General features: G+C 68.4%; 11 protein-coding genes and 2 rRNA genes. 8 read left to right on the plus strand and 5 right to left on the minus strand.

Annotated features, from left to right (window positions below; translation table 11 throughout):
• Positions 1-393 precede the first annotated feature (393 nt).
• Together ACQPXG_RS20090 and rrf are read left to right on the plus strand one after the other, a co-directional pair.
• Positions 394-3,508: ribosomal RNA gene (locus ACQPXG_RS20090) — 23S ribosomal RNA — on the plus strand.
• 150 nt (positions 3,509-3,658) lie between these two features.
• A 5S ribosomal RNA gene (gene rrf, locus ACQPXG_RS20095) occupies positions 3,659-3,775 on the plus strand.
• A gap of 42 nt (positions 3,776-3,817) precedes the next feature.
• On the opposite strand, the gene ACQPXG_RS20100 is transcribed toward rrf, so the two are convergent.
• From ACQPXG_RS20100 to ACQPXG_RS20115, 4 genes are all read right to left on the minus strand, one after another.
• A complete protein-coding gene (locus ACQPXG_RS20100) occupies positions 3,818-4,432 on the minus strand; it encodes a TetR/AcrR family transcriptional regulator (protein ID WP_433469222.1) in 615 nt (204 codons plus the stop codon).
• A gap of 5 nt (positions 4,433-4,437) precedes the next feature.
• On the minus strand, positions 4,438-5,217 hold the full coding sequence (locus ACQPXG_RS20105; protein WP_433469223.1) for a fatty acid desaturase family protein: 780 nt from the start codon (positions 5,215-5,217) through the stop codon (positions 4,438-4,440).
• Positions 5,214-6,764, minus strand: coding sequence for a phytoene desaturase family protein (locus ACQPXG_RS20110; RefSeq protein ID WP_433469224.1), 1,551 nt, complete (start codon positions 6,762-6,764; stop codon positions 5,214-5,216). The genes ACQPXG_RS20105 and ACQPXG_RS20110 overlap by 4 nt, the downstream gene beginning before the upstream one ends.
• A 401-nt stretch (positions 6,765-7,165) precedes the next feature.
• Positions 7,166-7,708, minus strand: a complete 543-nt coding sequence (locus ACQPXG_RS20115) for a DUF1707 SHOCT-like domain-containing protein (protein ID WP_433469225.1) — start codon at positions 7,706-7,708, stop codon at positions 7,166-7,168.
• Between the two features lie 191 nt (positions 7,709-7,899).
• Between ACQPXG_RS20115 and ACQPXG_RS20120 the strand changes: the two genes are divergently transcribed.
• Entirely contained in the window at positions 7,900-8,178 is a 279-nt protein-coding gene (locus tag ACQPXG_RS20120; protein WP_433469226.1) for a hypothetical protein, read from the plus strand.
• Positions 8,179-8,182: 4 nt separating this feature from the next.
• Positions 8,183-8,572: a methyltransferase domain-containing protein gene (locus tag ACQPXG_RS20125; protein WP_433470012.1), complete on the plus strand. Its 390-nt coding sequence runs from the start codon at positions 8,183-8,185 to the stop codon at positions 8,570-8,572.
• A 1-nt stretch (position 8,573) separates the two neighbouring features.
• Here ACQPXG_RS20125 and ACQPXG_RS20130 read toward each other — a convergent pair whose 3' ends face one another.
• Positions 8,574-9,182: a TetR/AcrR family transcriptional regulator gene (locus tag ACQPXG_RS20130; protein WP_433469227.1), complete on the minus strand. Its 609-nt coding sequence runs from the start codon at positions 9,180-9,182 to the stop codon at positions 8,574-8,576.
• Between the two features lie 101 nt (positions 9,183-9,283).
• Here ACQPXG_RS20130 and ACQPXG_RS20135 point away from each other — a divergent pair, with 101 nt between their 5' ends.
• From ACQPXG_RS20135 to ACQPXG_RS20150, 4 genes are read left to right on the plus strand one after another with little or no spacing between them, the layout of a single operon-like run.
• The gene (locus ACQPXG_RS20135; RefSeq protein WP_433469228.1) at positions 9,284-11,002 is read left to right on the plus strand and encodes an acyclic terpene utilization AtuA family protein; all 1,719 of its coding nucleotides are present in this window, start codon (positions 9,284-9,286) and stop codon (positions 11,000-11,002) included.
• Positions 10,957-12,591 (plus strand): acyl-CoA carboxylase subunit beta, encoded by a 1,635-nt coding sequence (locus tag ACQPXG_RS20140; RefSeq protein WP_433469229.1) that lies wholly within the window; start codon positions 10,957-10,959, stop codon positions 12,589-12,591. Before ACQPXG_RS20135 ends, ACQPXG_RS20140 begins: the two co-directional genes overlap by 46 nt.
• A gap of 7 nt (positions 12,592-12,598) precedes the next feature.
• A complete protein-coding gene (locus ACQPXG_RS20145) occupies positions 12,599-14,560 on the plus strand; it encodes a biotin carboxylase N-terminal domain-containing protein (RefSeq protein ID WP_433469230.1) in 1,962 nt (653 codons plus the stop codon).
• Positions 14,557-15,711 carry an acyl-CoA dehydrogenase family protein gene (locus ACQPXG_RS20150; RefSeq protein WP_433469231.1) on the plus strand — a complete coding sequence of 385 codons (1,155 nt, stop codon included), beginning with the start codon at positions 14,557-14,559 and terminating at the stop codon, positions 15,709-15,711. The genes ACQPXG_RS20145 and ACQPXG_RS20150 overlap by 4 nt, the downstream gene beginning before the upstream one ends.
• Positions 15,712-15,770 lie beyond the last annotated feature (59 nt).

The following is a 15,770-nucleotide window of genomic DNA, read 5'->3' on the forward strand; positions in this document are numbered from 1 at the left end:
GTGGCCGCCAGTGACGGCGCATGTTCGTCAGGTGGCTGCTCATAGATGTGGAGCACTGGCTACTCAGCTCACTGCCTGTGTGAGCCGGCAAGTACCGCCTCAAGGACCCTCGGGTCTGTGGGGAGTGGGAACGGCGGCCTCGGGCGGGTAGAGGGTTGGACACGCTGTTGGGTCCTGAGGGAACGGGCTTCGCCCGGGTGCCTCTGGATCGCGGGACCAGGACCACATTCCTTCATCGGGGTGTGGTTTTGGTGGGCCCGGTTGTTTTTTGAGAACTGCACAGTGGACGCGAGCATCTCTGGCGAATGATGAGATCTTGCAGGCTGATCCCTTTGGGGGTTGGTTTTGTGGGGTTTTGTTGTTTGTCTGCGATTTGTTTTGATCGTTTTGTGTGTTCAAGTTTTTTAGGGCATACGGTGGATGCCTTGGCATCAGGAGCCGATGAAGGACGTGGGAGCCTGCGATATGCCTCGGGGAGTCGGCAACCAGACTTTGATCCGGGGATTTCCGAATGGGGAAACCTGGCACTCGTCATGGGGTGTCGCCGCCTGCTGAATGTATAGGCAGGTTGGTGGGAACGCGGGGAAGTGAAACATCTCAGTACCCGCAGGAAGAGAAAACAATTGTGATTCCGTGAGTAGTGGTGAGCGAAAGCGGAGGAGCCTAAACCGTGCGCGTGTGATAGCCGGCAGGCGTTGCGTGTGCGGGGTTGTGGGACCATCCGGGTCCAGCTGCCGCTGGATCGAGGAGTTATAAACTGCTCGGATAGTTGAACGGCTTGGGATGGCCGACCGTAGACGGTGAGAGTCCGGTAGACGAAATTCGAGTGGCTTCTGGGTGTGTTCCCGAGTAGCACGGGGCCCGTGAAATCCCGTGTGAATCTGCCACGACCACGTGGTAAGGCTGAATACTTCCTGGTGACCGATAGCGGACTAGTACCGTGAGGGAAAGGTGAAAAGTGCCCCGGTGAGGGGTCGTGAAATAGTACCTGAAACCGTGTGCCTACAAGCCGTCAGAGCGTCCTCGAGGGGAACTTGTTTCTCTTGTTCGTGATGGCGTGCCTTTTGAAGAATGAGCCTGCGAGTTATGGTGTGTGGCGAGGTTAACCGGTGGCGGGTAGCCGTAGCGAAAGCGAGTCTGAATAGGGCGTTTTAGTCGCATGCTGTAGACCCGAAGCGGGGTGATCTAGCCATGGGCAGGGTGAAGCGCCGGTAAGACGGTGTGGAGGCCCGAACCCACCAGGGTTGAAAACCTGGGGGATGACCTGTGGTTAGGGGTGAAAGGCCAATCAAACTCCGTGATAGCTGGTTCTCCCCGAAATGCATTTAGGTGCAGCGTTGCGTGTTTCTTGCCGGAGGTAGAGCTACTGGATGGCTGATGGGCCCTACAAGGTTACTGACGTCAGCCAAACTCCGAATGCCGGTAAGTGAGAGCGTGGCAGTGAGACTGCGGGGGATAAGCTTCGTAGTCGAGAGGGAAACAGCCCAGATCATCGGTTAAGGCCCCTAAGCGTGTGCTAAGTGGGAAAGGATGTGGAGTTGCTGTGACAACCAGGAGGTTGGCTTAGAAGCAGCCATCCTTGAAAGAGTGCGTAATAGCTCACTGGTCAAGTGATTCCGCGCCGACAATGTAGCGGGGCTCAAGCACACCGCCGAAGCCGTGGCATTGCATCCTTTTGGGTGTGATGGGTAGGGGAGCGTCCTGCGTCCGGTGAAGCCTCGGGGTGACCCAGGGGTGGAGGGTGTGGGAGTGAGAATGCAGGCATGAGTAGCGAATCACACGTGAGAAACGTGTGCGCCGGATGACCAAGGGTTCCTGGGGCAGGCTAATCCGCCCAGGGTAAGTCGGGACCTAAGGCGAGGCCGACAGGCGTAGTCGATGGACAACGGGTTGATATTCCCGTACCCGCTGGTATGCGCCAACGCTGAACCCTCTGATGCTAAGACCCCGAATCCCGGGTTGAGCCTTCGGGCTTGTCCTGGGCCTAGCGGTCGGCCCGAGGGGGTAGTAGGTGAGTGATGGGGTGACGCAGGAGGGTAGCTCAGCCCAGGCGATGGTTGTCCTGGGGTAAGCATGTAGCCCGGTGTGCAGGTAAATCCGTGCACCGTTTAAGGGTGAGATGTGATGCCGAGCCGTTTTAGGTGAAGTGAGTGATCCCATGCTGTCGAGAAAAGCCTCTAGCGAGTGTATCGGCGGCCCGTACCCTAAACCGACTCAGGTGGTCAGGTAGAGAATACCAAGGCGATCGGGTGAACTGTGGTTAAGGAACTCGGCAAATTGCCCCCGTAACTTTGGGAGAAGGGGGACCACGCTTGGTGAACCGTCTTGCACGGGGAGCTGGGTGGGGTCGCAGAGGCCAGGGGGAAGCGACTGTTTACTAAAAACACAGGTCCGTGCGAAGTCGTAAGACGCTGTATACGGACTGACGCCTGCCCGGTGCCGGAACGTTAAGAGGACCGGTTAGACGCTTTCGGGTGTCGAAGCTGAGAATCTAAGCGCCGGTAAACGGCGGTGGTAACTATAACCATCCTAAGGTAGCGAAATTCCTTGTCGGGTAAGTTCCGACCTGCACGAATGGCGTAACGACTTCCCCGCTGTCTCAACCACAGGCCCGGCGAAATTGCAGTACGAGTAAAGATGCTCGTTTCGCGCAGCAGGACGGAAAGACCCCGGGACCTTCACTACAGCTTGGCATTGGCGCCTGAAGCGTCTTGTGTAGGATAGGTGGGAGACTGTGAAGCCCAGACGCCAGTTTGGGTGGAGTCATTGGTGAAATACCACTCTGGTCGTTTTGAGCGTCTAACCCGCACCCGTGTATCCGGGTGGGGGACAGTGCCTGGTGGGTAGTTTAACTGGGGCGGTTGCCTCCCAAAGAGTAACGGAGGCGCCCAAAGGTTCCCTCAGCCTGGTTGGCAATCAGGTGGCGAGTGCAAGGGCACAAGGGAGCTTGACTGTGAGACGGACGTGTCGAGCAGGTGCGAAAGCAGGGCCTAGTGATCCGGCACCTACGTGTGGAAGTGGTGTCGCTCAACGGCTAAAAGGTACCCCGGGGATAACAGGCTGATCTTCCCCAAGAGTCCATATCGACGGGATGGTTTGGCACCTCGATGTCGGCTCGTCGCATCCTGGGGCTGGAGTAGGTCCCAAGGGTTGGGCTGTTCGCCCATTAAAGCGGCACGCGAGCTGGGTTTAGAACGTCGCGAGACAGTTCGGTCCCTATCCGCTGTGCGCGTAGGAGAATTGAGAGGGTCTGTCCCTAGTACGAGAGGACCGGGACGGACGAACCTCTGGTGTGCCAGTTGTCCCGCCAGGGGCACGGCTGGTTGGCTACGTTCGGTCGGGATAACCGCTGAAAGCATCTAAGCGGGAAGCCTTCCTCGAGATGAGTTCTCCCACCCCCTTTGTGGGGTGTAAGGCCCCCGGTAGACGACCGGGTTGATAGGCTGGAGATGGAAGCACGGTGACGTGTGGAGTCGACCGGTACTAATAGGCCGAGTGGCTTGAACACACTGAACGTTCAAAGCATCTCGCTGCGAGACGATGTTCGCGTCCCTGTGTGGTTCCCAGGAAACAACCGGGAACCCGCACAACATAATATCGAGCCTTGGTTGCTCGGACGAGTTCTTCCCGCACCCGCTGGGGTGTTGGGGGTTGGTCGTTCGGTGGTTTTGGCGAGGGGGAAACACCCGGTCCCATCCCGAACCCGGAAGTTAAGCCCTTCAGCGCCGATGGTACTGCATGGGAGACTGTGTGGGAGAGTAGGACACCGCCGGACTCATATTGCAGAAAGGCCCCGCCGATACCGGCGGGGCCTTTCTCATTTCTCGGCGAGGGAATCGCCGCGTCCGGCGAAGGCATCCCAAAGGATCGCGGCAGGCTCCGCGGTATTGAAGAGCGACTCGATACGGGATCGGTCGCCGTCCAGGTGGCTGAGAGTCTGGATACCGAGGAACATGGCGACCGCGATCATCCCGAGGTCGCGGGACGGGACCAGGCTTTCCAATGTCGTTCCCGCGACGAGCCGGCGAATAGTGGTGGCGGCGAACTCGGACCAGGATTCGACATGGGCGAGGAGCTCGTTGCGGAGACGAGGAGATGCCGACGAGGCTCTGAAGAGCTCCTGGACGGCATCGATGTGCCCCTGATCCCGCATGTCGTCGGCGTACAACTCGCGGAGATCGGCCAGCAGTTCCGTGGCGTCCGCGCAGGAACCCAGCACCTCTTCGTAGCGCTCCCTGCGGGCCTGGCTCGTGTGGCGCAACGCGGCGACGAGAAGGTCCTCAAGATCTTCGAAGTGGTAGTAGATGACGCCCGGTGCGAAGCCGCCCGTCTTGGCGATCGAGCGGGCGGTCGTTCCGCCGTAGCCCTCCGCGGCGAGCGTCCGAACGGCCGCTTCGAGGAGACGTTTCCTCGCTTCCGCACGTGGCGCCATGCCTGTCAGATCACCTTCCACGGCCGTACGCCCGCCTCGGCGAGGACCGGGTCGAGGCGTCGCGCGAGACGTGCCAGATGGTGGCTCGGCACCTGCGGGTAGAGATGGTGCTCCAAGTGGTACGTCAACTCCAGGAAGAGCGCGGGGACGACTCGTCCGCGCAGAGTGTGCGTCTGCGTGAACGGCGTGTCCCCGTAATGCCGGTGCGGCAGATGGACGGTCAGCAGCGGATAGACCCAGCTTCCCACGATCACGAGCGCGGCGTACACGAGCAGCCCTCGCCACAGGAGCATTCCAGCGCCGACCGCCGCGAAGGGGAGGGCCGCCTCGGCCAGGAGCCACAGGCGCTGCCCCGGGGCGGCGCGGCGGAAGGCCCAGAGCCACAGGCGGGCGAGGAAGACCGGTCCGTAGAGCACCGCGCCCACCGCGGACAGGTTGGCCGGGTACCCTTCCGGATCCTCATCGCTGGGGAAGGTGCGGTGGTGCTGCAGGTGCGTGGCGCGGTACGCGTGGCCGCTCTCCAGCAGGACCGCGCCCAGGAGGAACAGCGCCCACTCCGTCGCACGCCGGCCGAGGCCGACGGAACGATGGACGACGTCATGCGTCGCCGTGACAACCGCCACGAAGATCCCGAAGGCGATCGGGGGAGTCAGCCACCACCATCCGGCGCCCCAGGCGGCCACGAAGAGCGCGATGCCGACATATGGCAGCGACAAGGTGAGGATGCGCCGACGCGGCGTGGTGACGAGCAGGTCGGAGCCCAGTTCGGAGAGCTTGGGGATCATCGGTACGACTCCGTCCTGTAACCAGCCCTGAGAACCTCGTCCGCGACGATCCTGCTGCCGAGCGCGCACGCGACGGTGCCGAGCCCGGGCCAGGTCGAGTCACCGACGAGCCACAGCCCCGGCACACCGAGCGAATGCGGGACCGCGTTCTGGTTGGCGTTCCGTGGTGACTGGTGAGGGCCGCCGACCGCGCCGCCCGGCCGGAACGCGAAACGCTCGTACGAGCGGGGCGTGCCGACCTCCCACACCCGGGCCCGCTCACCGAGGTTCGGATGGACGCGACGCGCCAGGCTGACGAGGCGTTCCCCGATCGCCCGCTTGCGGACCTCGTAGTCGGCGTCCGGCAGCCCCTCCCATTCCGCCAGCCCGGTGTGCGTGGAGATCATCACGGCGCGTTCGCCGGCCGGTGCGCTGTCGGTGTCACCGGGCGCCGACACCGACACGAACATGTTGTTGCCGTCGCCGAGCGGCCGGTCGTAGTCCTGGAGCAGTTGGTGGTGGGTGAACTCCTGGCCGGCGACCTCGTCCTCCGGGACGCCGAGGAAGACGACGATCGCACCGCCCATGTCCCCGGCGTCCCGCTCCAGGTAGGGGCGGAGCGGCCGCGCGAGGTCGGGGACGACGCGGGCGGTGGTCGCGGCGGGCAGTGCGCTCACCACCTGCCGCGCATGGAGGACGCCGAGCCTCGTGTGGACGTCGAACGCCCCGGCCCGTCCGGTGACCCGGTCGGCACGGCAGCCGACGAGGAGCCGGCCGCCCATCCCGCGGTAGTGCGCGAGGAAGCGGCGCCAGAAGCCGCGCATTCCGCCGTCCGCGCGGGTGAGCCCGGCGCCGCGGATGGTGACGCCGAGCGCCGCGTTGATGAGCGGGGCCCGGTCGACGGTGCTGTGCACGGTGTCCTCCACCAGCATCGACAGCAGCCCGGTCAGCGGCTTGTCGTCGCGAAGGCCGTGCCGGACGAGGGCGTCCCCGAGGGTGGTGTTCAGGTGGCGGGCGAGGGGGATCCCGCGCGGGCCGAGAGCGCGCAGGTTGTGGAGCATGTCCGCGGGACGCCGCATCGGGAGGCGGACCCCGGCGCGGCTCGCGTCCCAGAACACCTGCGCAAGCCGGTCGAGCCGCGTCCAGAAGGCGCGGTGCGCGGCGCTGTCGCCGAGGACGCGCAGCCGTTCGCGGTGCCAGGCGAGGGTGTCGCGGTAGAGGGTCACCTTGCGGTCCGGCAGCCAGCCGACGTAGCCGGGGAGGGCCTCGCCCGGAACCGGGTCCATGCCGATGCCGGCGAGCAGTTCGGCCCCGACCCCGCCGGGCTCGAAGTCGACCATCGTCGTCGCTCCCACGTCGAACGAGAACCCGCGCCGCCGGTAGTAGCCGGCGCAGCCGCCGACATGCCCGTGCGCCTCGACGACGACCGTGGACACGCCCGCCGCCTGCAACCGGGCCGCCGTCGCCATCCCGGCGAGCCCTCCGCCCAGCACGGCGACCTCGCACGACGCCGGAAGCCGTGCCGCCGCCCGCCGCGGGCGCCTTTCCTGAACATCTGTTCTGAACATGAGTTCAGAGTCCGTCCGGACCGGTGCGCCGTCAATGCCGGAAATCGCGGATGGCCGGAGGCGGCCCGGTCGCAAAGTGAACGGCCCAAGCCGCAAATCCCCGGTCGGCGGCCTCGACGAGAGACCGGCCCCATGTGCCGATGACGGTGCCGGAATGATGCGGTGACCGTCCGGCTGCGCCGCCTTTCGCGGACGAACCGGCAGGCGAACAGCAGGTACGCCGCTCGGTCCGGGCCCGTTCCGACTGGAGTCAGGTCGTTCGGCAATACCGCACCGACCGCCGGTCTCCGAGGGGAATCCCGGTCACGCCGACCCGCGAACCTCTTGCAGATCACGGCGCTGCGGGCGGCCGGGGCGGGAACGCGGCAGTGCCGGACGGGTGGACTGGTGCGGGCCGGGCCTCAACGCCGTGCGTGGCGGATCTTCAACCGGCCGAACCCCATGGTCCCGGTGATCCGGATCCTCGGCCCGCCGGGGCCGGAGTGCCGCCGCGGCTTGTAGAGCGAGTCCTTCCAGACGGTGCGGAGCTCCTCGATGTCGACGACCGCGTCGCGCGGCACCGTGATCTTCGCCCTGCCGGTGCCCAGCTGCACCTCGATGTCGACCACCGGATGCTCGATGACCGCTCGGGACAGGTCGAGGTGCACCCTTCCGAACGCGGACTCGACTTTGAGGGTCCGCGGCACCCGCCACGCGCCGCGACGGCGGATCCGGCCGCTGAGGACGGCGATCGTGGACGTGGCGCCCGGTTTCTCCGGCGGAAGCGAGGCCAGAGCCGTCCCGAGCTCGCCGCGTGTCTTGGCGGTCAGCACCCGGTCGAGGAGCTCGTCCATCTCCTCGTGCGAGATGTGCCCTTCGCCGTACGCCTCCTGCAGGCGCCGCACGGCCGTTTCGCGATCGTCTTCACTGACCGGCGACGACGGGTCTTCTGGCAAGGGGGTCACCGTTGCACTCTAGTGCGCCTGCCGTTGGTCACCATGTCCATGATCGCCCGAAGGTTCCGGTCGTCGGGCCGAGGGGTGATCCGGCCGCCCCCGTCTTCGTCCGGTGACCGGCAAGTCTGCCGGCAAACGACCGTCGGGTCGGGTGTGCCGCTGCCTATCCTGCTGTGATGGGCATCGACTAGAGCGACCAGTTGGCCGAGCAGCTCGACTGGCATTGGCGCCACCAGCTGAGGCCGTGGCTGGACGGCCTGACCGATGACGAGTACTTCTGGGAGCCCGCGCCCGACGACCTGGCCCGTCCCAGCGGCCCGGCCGAGGCGCCGTACGAGGATTTCCCGCTCGGCGCGCTGGCCCTGCACATCAATCGCGAGGTCATCCACCATGGGGCCGAGATCGCGCTGCTCCGTGACCTCTACCTCCAGGGCCGGGAAAGGGCCTGGCGTGCCCCCGCTCTCGCCCAGGCTCGCTGAGATCGTGGACGCGTTGCCGCTCACACCGGACATGCGGGTCCTGGAGATCGGATGCGGGCCCGGCGCCGCCGCGCGAGCCGTCGCGGCCCGGCTCGGTACCGGGCACATCCTCGCGATCGACCGGTCCGCCACGGCGATCGCGCAGGCGGAGGCCGCGTCCGCCGAGGAGATCGCGTCGGGACGGATGAGCGTCCGGCGGGTGGCGATCGAGGACTTCGGGCTCGAAGCCGGTGAAGCGCCCTTCGATCTCGTCTTCGCCGTCCGGGTCGGGGCGCTGGACGGCCGTCACCCGGACGCCGGGCGCAAGGCCATGGCGCGTATCGCCGCGGCGCTGGCCCCGGGCGGACGCCTCTTCATCGACGGTGGCGATCCGCTGCGCGAACTGGCGCTCTGAGTCAGCGGCCGAGGGCCGTTTCCAGGGTGGCTGCCCACTGATGCAGCAGACGGGTGCGGCGGGCCGAGTCGTCGGTGAGCAGATCGGCCAGGCCGAGACCCCGGACGAGGTCGAGGGTCGCCTGGACCGTCTCCCTGACGCCCGGGACCGACTCGTCCGCGCCCAGGGCCTCGACCGTGAGCCGGTGCACCTCGCGTCCGACCCGGGCCTCCAGGGGGACGACCCGCGCGCGGAGCTGCTCGTCGGAACTGGCGGCGACCCAGAGCTGGAGGGCTGCGCGGAAGAGGGGGCTCGTGTACATCTCGCCGAGCAGGGTGACGACGTCCAGTGTGGACGGACGGTGGTCGGCGAGCGCGTCGAGCCGTTCGCGCATCCGGGCCTTCCGCACGTCCGCCCCGTACTCGACCGCCGCGGTCACCAGGTCCTCGCGGGTCCGGAAGTGGTGCTGGGCGGCGCCGCGGGAGACGCCCGCGCGCTCCGCGACCACCGCGACGGTCGTCCCCGCCCAGCCGACGGAGGCGAGACAGTCGATGGCGGCCTCCAGGAGGCGCCGGCGGGTCGCGCGGCTGCGGTCCTGCTGCGGTTCGCGGGGGAGTGCCTGGGCGGTCATGGAGTCCTCGGGTCCGGTGGCCCTCCAGTCAATCAAATGATCACGCCAAGAAACAATCATGCGCGATTGATTTTTTCTGTGCGGGCTGGCAGGGTTCAGGCATGAGCCAACCGCTGCGGGTCGGTAACGCCTCGGGCTTCTACGGCGACCGCTTCTCCGCGGTGCGGGAGATGCTGGAAGGAGGGCCGCTGGACGTCCTCACCGGCGACTACCTGGCCGAGCTGACGATGCTGATCCTGGGTCGCGGCAGGATGAAGGACCCGGACGCCGGGTACGCCGCGACCTTCCTGCGGCAGATGGAGGAGTCTCTCGGCCTGGCCGCGGCTCACGGCACCAAGATCGTCACCAATGCCGGCGGGCTCAACCCGAGCGGGCTGGCGGACCGGCTCCGTGAACTGGCCTCCCGGCTCGGGATCGACGTGCGGATCGCCCATGTGGAGGGCGACGACCTGCTCGAACGGGCGGAGGAACTGGGCCTGGCGGACGAGCGGTACGGGCGGCCGCTGACCGCCAACGCCTATCTCGGCGCCTGGGGGATCGTCGAATGCCTGCGGGCCGGCGCCGACGTGGTCGTGACCGGACGCGTCACCGACGCGTCGCTGGTGGTGGGCCCGGCCGCGGCGCACTTCGGCTGGGCGCGCGACGACTGGGACGCGCTGGCCGGCGCGACGGCCGCCGGGCATGTGCTCGAGTGCGGGGCGCAGGCCACCGGCGGCAACTACGCCTTCTTTCAAGAGATCTACAATGTAAAGGCACTCGGCTTTCCGATCGCCGAGATCCATTCCGACGGCACCAGCGTGATCACCAAGCACGCCGAGACGGGCGGCGCCGTGACCGCCGAGACCGTCACGGCGCAGCTGCTGTACGAGATCGGCGGGCCGTCCTATGCCGGTCCGGACGTGACGACGCGGTTCGACACGATCGCTCTCGCGCCGGACGGCCCGGACCGAGTGCGGATCAGCGGCGTGAGAGGCGTCCCTCCGCCTCCGGCCACCAAGGTGTGCCTGAACCACCTCGGCGGACATCGCAACGAGATGACGTTCGTGCTCACCGGTCTGGACATCGAGGCAAAGGCCGATTTCGCGAAGGCCCGGCTGGAGGCCGCCTTCGGCGATGCCCGGCCGGCCCGCGTCGAGTGGACGCTCATCGGCGCAGCCAAGCCCGACCCGGCCACACAGGGGGAGGCGACGGCCCTGCTCCGCTGTGCCGTCCTCGACCCGGGCCCGGAGAAGGTGGGGCGCGCCTTCAGCGGCGCCGCAGTGGAACTGGCCCTCGCGGGCTACCCGGGCTTCACGATGACGTCACCGCCGGGCAAGGGCGGTCCGTACGGCGTTTACACGCCCGCGTTCGTCCTGAACGGCGTGGTCGAGCACGTGGCGGTCACCCACGAGGGGAAGCGCATCCCCATCCCGCCCGCGCTCGCGGAAGGCGGGGAGCCGAAACCCGCTCGGCAGGACACCGTCCCGCGGGAGAAGGCGGCAGGAGGTCCCACCGTCCACGCACCCCTCGGCCGGGTCGCGGGAGCGCGGAGCGGGGACAAGGGCGGGGACGCGAACATCGGCGTGTGGGCCCGGACGGACGCGCAGTGGCGCTGGCTGGAGCCGTTCCTCACCATCGAAAGATTCCAGGAGCTGCTGCCGGAGACCCGGGAGCACACCGTCCGGCGGCACGCACTGCCCAACCTCCGCGCCGTGAACTTCGTCGTCGAAGGGCTGCTGCAGGAGGGCGTATCGGCCTCGACCCGGTTCGACCCGCAGGGCAAGGCCCTCGGGGAATGGCTGCGATCCCGCCTCGTCGACATCCCGGAGGCCGTCCTGTGACCCTGAAGAGCACGCTGGACACGCATGGCCCGGAGTACCGGGAGCGCCGCCAGGCCATGCTGGAGAAGCTCGCCGCGCTGGACGCCGAACACGCCAAGGCGCTGGAGGGCGGCGGTGAGAAGTACGTCGCCCGGCATCGCAAGCGCGGGAAGATGCTCGCCCGGGAGCGCATCGAGCTGCTCCTCGACCCCGACTCGCCGTTCCTGGAGCTGAGCCCGCTCGCGGCGTGGGGCAGCGACTTCCCCGTCGGCGCGAGCGTCGTCACCGGCATCGGCGTCGTCGAGGGCGTCGAATGCGTGATCGTGGCGAACGACCCGACCGTGCGGGGCGGATCCAGCAACCCGTGGACGGTGAAGAAGAGCTTCCGCGCCTCCGATATCGCGCTGGAGAACCGGCTTCCCGTGATCAACCTGGTCGAGTCGGGTGGCGCGGACCTGCCGACCCAGAAGGAGATCTTCATTCCGGGCGGGCGCATGTTCCGGGACCTGACCCGGCTGTCGGCGGCCGGCATCCCGACGATCGCCCTGGTGTTCGGCAACTCCACGGCCGGCGGTGCGTACATCCCGGGCATGTGCGACTACGTGGTCATGGTCAAGGAGCGGGCGAAGGTGTTCCTCGGCGGTCCGCCGCTCGTGAAGATGGCGACCGGTGAGGAGGCCGGCGACGAGGAGCTCGGCGGCGCGGAGATGCACGCGCGCACCTCCGGGCTCGCCGACTACATGGCCGCCGACGAGGCGGACGCGCTCCGCCTGGGCCGCCAGATCGTCCGGAACCTCAACCACCGCAAGCTCGGACCGCGGCCCGGCCCGGCGGAGGAGCCGCTGTACGACGCGGAGGAACTCGCCGGGATCGTCCCCGAGGACCTGAAGGTCCCGTTCGATCCGCGCGAGGTCATCGCGCGGATCGCGGACGGGTCGCGGTTCGACGAGTTCAAGCCGCTGTACGGGACGAGCCTGGTCACCGGCTGGACGCGCGTCCACGGCCACCCGATCGGGGTCCTCGCGAACGCGCAGGGCGTGCTGTTCGGGGACGAGGCGCAGAAGGCGGCGCAGTTCATCCAGCTCGCCAACCAGAGCGACACCCCGCTGCTGTTCCTGCACAACACGACCGGCTACATGGTCGGCAAGGAGTACGAGCAGGCCGGCATCATCAAGCACGGCGCCCTGATGATCAACGCGGTGGCCAACAGCAGGGTCCCGCACATCACGATCGTGATGGGGGCGTCGTACGGGGCGGGCAACTACGGCATGTGCGGCCGCGCGTACGACCCCCGGTTCCTGTTCGCTTGGCCGAGCGCCAAGTCGGCGGTGATGGGGCCGCAACAACTCGCGGGCGTGCTGTCGATCGTCGCGCGGCAGGCGGCCGAAGCGCGCGGCCAGGCCTACGACGAGGACCAGGACCGCGCGATGCGGGAGATGGTCGAGGCGCAGATCGAGGCCGAGTCGCTGCCGTTCTTCCTGTCCGGACGGCTCTACGACGACGGTGTGATCGACCCGCGCGACACCCGGACCGTGCTCGGCCTGTGCCTGTCCGCCGTCTGCAACGCGCCCGTGCGCGGGGCCGACGGCTTCGGCGTCTTCCGGATGTGAGCGACTGATGATCAACAGAGTGCTGGTGGCCAACCGCGGCGAGATCGCCCGCCGCGTCCTGCGGGCCTGCCGGGACCTCGGCATCGGGACGGTCGCCGTCCATTCCGACCCCGATGCCGGGGCGCCGCACGTCCGGGAGGCGGACGTGGCGGGCCGGCTGCCCGGTGCGTCCCCGGCGGAGACGTACCTGTCGTCCGCGCGGCTGCTCGCCGTGGCGAAGAGCGCGGGGGCGGACGCCGTCCATCCCGGCTACGGGTTCCTGTCGGAGAACGCGGACTTCGCGCGGGCCGTCATCGACGCGGGCCTGACCTGGATCGGCCCGCCGCCCGCGGCGATCGCCGCGATGGGCTCCAAGATCGAGGCCAAGAAGCTGATGGCCGCCGCGGACGTCCCGGTGCTGCCGGAGATCGACCCTGCCCAGGTGGCGGAGGCGGACTTCCCGCTGCTGGTGAAGGCGTCCGCGGGCGGCGGCGGGCGCGGCATGCGCGTCGTCGGCGCGCCGGACGAACTGGACGGCGCGGTCGCCGCCGCGCGCCGCGAGGCGGAGTCGGCGTTCGGTGACCCGACGGTGTTCTGCGAGCCGCTGCTCGAGGGCGCCCGCCACATCGAGGTGCAGGTCCTCGCCGACGCGCACGGGACGGTCTGGACGCTCGGCGAACGCGAATGCTCGATCCAGCGGCGCCACCAGAAGATCGTCGAGGAGGCGCCGTCGCCCGCCGTCCCGCCCGGGCTGCGGGCGCGCCTGTGCGAGGCGGCGGCGAGCGCGGCCCGGGCGATCGGCTACGTGGGCGCCGGCACGGTCGAGTTCATGCTGGCCCGCGACGGCCGCTTCTTCTTCCTGGAGGTCAACACTCGCCTCCAGGTCGAGCACCCGGTCACCGAGTGCGTGTACGGGGTGGATCTCGTCCGGCTGCAGATCGAGGTCGCCGAGGGCGCCCGCCTCGGCGAGGACATGCCGGAGCCGCGCGGACACGCCATCGAGGTCCGCCTGTACGCGGAGGATCCGGCGCATGACTGGCGCCCCGCCGGCGGCACCCTGCACACCTTCGAGGTGCCGGGCGTGGACGCCGAGTTCGCCGTCCCCGCGAAGCACGGGCTGCGGCTCGACAGCGGTGTGGAGAGCGGTGCCGAGGTCGGCGTCCACTACGACCCGATGCTCGCCAAAGTGATCGCGTGGGCGCCGACCCGGGCCGCGGCCGCCCGGAGGCTGGCGGCCGGGCTGCGCGGCGCCCGCATCCACGGTCTCACCACCAACCGCGACCTGCTCGTCCGGATCCTGGAGGAACCGGTCTTCCTGGACGGCGACACCGACACCGGCTACCTGGACCGCGTCGGCCTCGGCGCCCTGGCGGCGCCGCTGGCGGACGAGGCCGCGGTCAGGGTGTCCGCGCTGGCCGCCGCGCTCGCCCAGGCGGCGGCGAACCGGTCGGCCGCGACGGTGCTCGGCGGCCTCCCGTCCGGCTGGCGCAATGTCAGGTCCCAGCCCCAGCGCAGGACGTTCGAAGGCCCGCACGGCCCCGTTGACGTCGACTACCGCCTGCACCGGGACGGCCTGGCTTCCGACCTGTGCCCCGGCACCTCGCTCGTGGCCGCGACCCCCGACCAGGTCGTCCTCGACCATGACGGCCTCCGCGAGACCTTCGCGGTGAGGACGGCCGGGGACGCGGTGCACGTCGACTCCCGCCTCGGCCCCGTCACGCTCGCCGTCGTCCCGCGTTTCGCCGACCCGAGCAGCCACATCGCCCCCGGCTCGCTTCTCGCCCCCATGCCCGGCACGGTCGTCCGCGTCGGGACGGAACCGGGCGCGGTCGTCGCCGAGGGGGAGACCCTCGTCGTCCTGGAGGCGATGAAGATGGAGCACCGGATCGCCGCGCCGTCCGCCGGGACGGTCACGGAACTGAACGTCGCGGCGGGACAGCAGGTCGAGTCCGGCGCCGTCCTCGCGATCATCGAAGGGAACCCGGAATGAGCTTCGTGGAGACCGAGGAGCGACGCGCGCTGCGCGTGGCCGTCGCCGAACTGGGTGCCGAGTACGGGTCCTCCTACTACGTGGAGAAGGCCAGGTCCGGGGGGAAGACCGATGAGCTGTGGGCCGCGGCCGGGCGGCTCGGGTATCTCGGCGTCAACGTGCCGGAGGAGTACGGCGGGGGAGGCGGCGGCATCGGCGACCTCGCCGCCGTGTGCGAGGAGCTCGCCGCCGCGGGCTGCCCGCTGCTGCTCATGGTCGTGTCCCCGGCGATCTGCGCGACGATCATCAGCCGGTCCGGCACGGACGACCAGAAGAAGCACTGGCTGCCGCGCTTCGCGGACGGCTCGGTCAAGATGGCGTTCGCGATCACCGAACCCGACGCCGGTTCCAACTCCCACCGCATCACCACCACGGCGCGCCGGGACGGCGACGGCTGGGTGCTGAACGGGCAGAAGACGTTCATCTCCGGCGTGGACGAGTCGGACGCCGTCCTGTTCGTCTCCCGCACGCAGGACCAGAAGGGAAACCTGCGCCCGTCGCTGTTCATCGTCCCGACCGGCACCCCCGGCTTCACCTACACCCCCATCGACATGGAGATCGTGTCGCCGGAGAAGCAGTTCGTCTGCCACCTCGACGACGTCCGGCTGCCTTACGACGCGCTCGTCGGCGACGAGGACGGCGGCCTGCTGCAGCTGTTCGCCGGTCTCAACCCCGAGCGGATCATGGCCGCCGCGATGGGCGCCGGGATCGGCCGGCTCGCCCTCGGCAAGGCCACCGCGTACGCCAGGGACCGGCAGGTGTTCCGCACGCCGATCGGCGCGCACCAGGGCCTCGCGCACCCGCTCGCCGCCGCCAAGATCGAGTTGGAGCTGGCCCGGCTGATGGGGCAGAAGGCGGCCTGGCTGTACGACGCGGGCGACGACTCCGGCGCCGGGGAGGCCGCGAACATGGCCAAGTACGCCACCGCCGAGGCCGCTATCCACTGCGTCGACCAGGCCATCCAGACCCACGGCGGAAACGGCCTCACCACCGAGTACGGCGTCGGGATGCTCGCCGGGGTGGTCCGGCTCATGCGTATCGCGCCGGTCAGCCGCGAGATGATCCTCAACTTCGTCGCGCAGCACTCCCTGGGGTTGCCCAAGTCCTACTGAGGACGCGCGGTGGCGGCGGGGGACCGCGCGCCCTAAACTCCTGACGGTCCGGCGCTTTG

Origin of the sequence: Spirillospora sp. CA-128828 (assembly GCF_050945415.1) — a bacterium.
Lineage (GTDB): Bacteria > Actinomycetota > Actinomycetes > Streptosporangiales > Streptosporangiaceae > Spirillospora.

Coding starts and splice junctions, on each gene's coding strand:
- ACQPXG_RS20135 (WP_433469228.1), top strand. CDS start 9,284: ATGAGCCAACCGCTGCGGGTCGGTAACGCCTCGGGCTTCTACGGCGAC.
- ACQPXG_RS20110 (WP_433469224.1), bottom strand. CDS start 6,764: ATGTTCAGAACAGATGTTCAGGAAAGGCGCCCGCGGCGGGCGGCGGCA.
- ACQPXG_RS20140 (WP_433469229.1), top strand. CDS start 10,957: ATGGCTGCGATCCCGCCTCGTCGACATCCCGGAGGCCGTCCTGTGACC.
- ACQPXG_RS20145 (WP_433469230.1), top strand. CDS start 12,599: ATGATCAACAGAGTGCTGGTGGCCAACCGCGGCGAGATCGCCCGCCGC.
- ACQPXG_RS20105 (WP_433469223.1), bottom strand. CDS start 5,217: ATGATCCCCAAGCTCTCCGAACTGGGCTCCGACCTGCTCGTCACCACG.
- ACQPXG_RS20100 (WP_433469222.1), bottom strand. CDS start 4,432: ATGGCGCCACGTGCGGAAGCGAGGAAACGTCTCCTCGAAGCGGCCGTT.
- ACQPXG_RS20130 (WP_433469227.1), bottom strand. CDS start 9,182: ATGACCGCCCAGGCACTCCCCCGCGAACCGCAGCAGGACCGCAGCCGC.
- ACQPXG_RS20150 (WP_433469231.1), top strand. CDS start 14,557: ATGAGCTTCGTGGAGACCGAGGAGCGACGCGCGCTGCGCGTGGCCGTC.